This is a genomic window from Psychrobacter sp. 1U2, from assembly GCF_051847575.1.
Genome location: NZ_JBPYDC010001378.1, coordinates 1 through 614, shown reverse-complemented (window position 1 = coordinate 614; position 614 = coordinate 1). Strand labels below are relative to the sequence as shown.

1 protein-coding gene is annotated in these 614 nt (G+C 44.1%); it reads right to left on the bottom strand.

Going from position 1 to position 614, the window contains the following annotated elements:
• On the bottom strand, positions 1–614 hold a 614-nt coding region (locus ACS8FD_RS22190), incomplete at both ends, for a Na+/H+ antiporter NhaC family protein (protein WP_439277455.1).

Below are 614 nucleotides of genomic sequence, written 5' to 3'. Positions count from 1 at the left end.
CTTTTAATAAACGTCCTGGTAATACCAAAGTCGTATAAACGTCTCCGATAAGGGTCCCTACACTAAGGACACTACCGTAAGTCGTAAAAATCAGACCTAAGCGTGACTTCACGAAATGGTTGATTTTTGCCATGATGGCTTTTAGTGTACCGTAATGCTCAAGCGAACCGACAAAAGCGAGTGCGAAAATGGTCAAGGTAATGACCCATGTCATCGACATGACGCCGCCCTTTGATAGCAACTGATCAACAACGTCAAAACCCGTTTCACTGACAAAGCCATTTTGTAAAACGTTAAAAATCTCACTAACTCCAACGCCTTGCAGAAAAAACGCAATCAATGATGCCACGACGACACCACCTAACACAGTCGGTATTGCTGGCATTTTCATGACAGCCGCGATAACAACCACAAGCGCAGGCAGTAAGGTAATAATACTTAAATTGTAGTTGTCAGCTAGGCTTGTTTGTAAGGCTCGGATAGAAGATAAATCAATACTATCATCGCCATAACCCATGCCAATCCAAGCATAAATCGCTAAAGCAGTAACCATCGCTGGGACGGTCGTCGGCAGCATACCTCTAATATGATCCCAAAGCTCAACGCCTGCAGCA